Below are 1632 nucleotides of genomic sequence, written 5' to 3' on the forward strand. Positions count from 1 at the left end.
AAAAAATTAAGTCTTGATAAGTGACACTGAAGATTCATTTGAATATGTCAGAGACAGTTATTGAGCATCAAACTTTAAATTGAAGAGTTTGATCATGGCTCAGATTGAACGCTGGCGGCAGGCTTAACACATGCAAGTCGAACGGTAACATGAGTGCTTGCACTTGATGACGAGTGGCGGACGGGTGAGTAAGGTATGGGGATCTGCCAAATGGAGGGGGACAACAGTTGGAAACGACTGCTAATACCGCATAAAGTTGAGAGACCAAAGTACGGTTCCGCAAGGACGTGCGCCATTTGATGAACCCATATGGGATTAGCTAGTTGGTGTGGTAAAGGCTCACCAAGGCGACGATCTCTAGCTGGTCTGAGAGGATGACCAGCCACACTGGAACTGAGACACGGTCCAGACTCCTACGGGAGGCAGCAGTGGGGAATATTGCACAATGGGGGGAACCCTGATGCAGCCATGCCGCGTGTATGAAGAAGGCCTTCGGGTTGTAAAGTACTTTCGGTAGTGAGGAAGTTGTGTGTATGAAAAGTGCATGCAGTTGACGTTAGCTACAGAAGAAGCACCGGCTAACTCCGTGCCAGCAGCCGCGGTAATACGGAGGGTGCGAGCGTTAATCGGAATGACTGGGCGTAAAGGGCATGTAGGCGGATAATTAAGTTAGGTGTGAAAGCCCCGGGCTCAACCTGGGAATTGCACTTAAAACTGGTTATCTGGAGTATTGTAGAGGAAGGTAGAATTCCACGTGTAGCGGTGAAATGCGTAGAGATGTGGAGGAATACCGGTGGCGAAGGCGGCCTTCTGGACAGATACTGACGCTGAGATGCGAAAGCGTGGGGAGCAAACAGGATTAGATACCCTGGTAGTCCACGCTGTAAACGATGTCGATTTGGAGTTTGTTGCCTAGAGTGATGGGCTCCGAAGCTAACGCGATAAATCGACCGCCTGGGGAGTACGGCCGCAAGGTTAAAACTCAAATGAATTGACGGGGGCCCGCACAAGCGGTGGAGCATGTGGTTTAATTCGATGCAACGCGAAGAACCTTACCTGGTCTTGACATCCACAGAATCTGGCAGAGATGCTGGAGTGCCTTCGGGAACTGTGAGACAGGTGCTGCATGGCTGTCGTCAGCTCGTGTTGTGAAATGTTGGGTTAAGTCCCGCAACGAGCGCAACCCTTATCCTTTGTTGCCATCGATTAGGTCGGGAACTCAAAGGAGACTGCCGTTGATAAAGCGGAGGAAGGTGGGGACGACGTCAAGTCATCATGGCCCTTACGACCAGGGCTACACACGTGCTACAATGGCGTATACAAAGGGAGGCGACCTCGCGAGAGCAAGCGGACCTCAGAAAGTACGTCTAAGTCCGGATTGGAGTCTGCAACTCGACTCCATGAAGTCGGAATCGCTAGTAATCGTGAATCAGAATGTCACGGTGAATACGTTCCCGGGCCTTGTACACACCGCCCGTCACACCATGGGAGTGGGTTGCACCAGAAGTAGATAGCTTAACCTTCGGGAGGGCGTTTACCACGGTGTGATTCATGACTGGGGTGAAGTCGTAACAAGGTAACCGTAGGGGAACCTGCGGTTGGATCACCTCCTTACGAAGAGCTCGTAAGTGT

Annotated in this window: 1 rRNA gene; it reads left to right on the forward strand. The window is 51.2% G+C overall.

Annotation, left to right across the window (positions count from 1 at the left end):
- Window positions 1–76 precede the first annotated feature (76 nt).
- Window positions 77–1614: ribosomal RNA gene (locus tag ACGH6P_RS10935) — 16S ribosomal RNA — on the forward strand.
- The last annotated feature ends 18 nt before the right edge of the window (window positions 1615–1632 follow it).

The sequence above is a fragment of the Gilliamella sp. CG25 genome (genome assembly GCF_046635705.1).
GTDB lineage: Bacteria > Pseudomonadota > Gammaproteobacteria > Enterobacterales > Orbaceae > Gilliamella > Gilliamella apicola_I.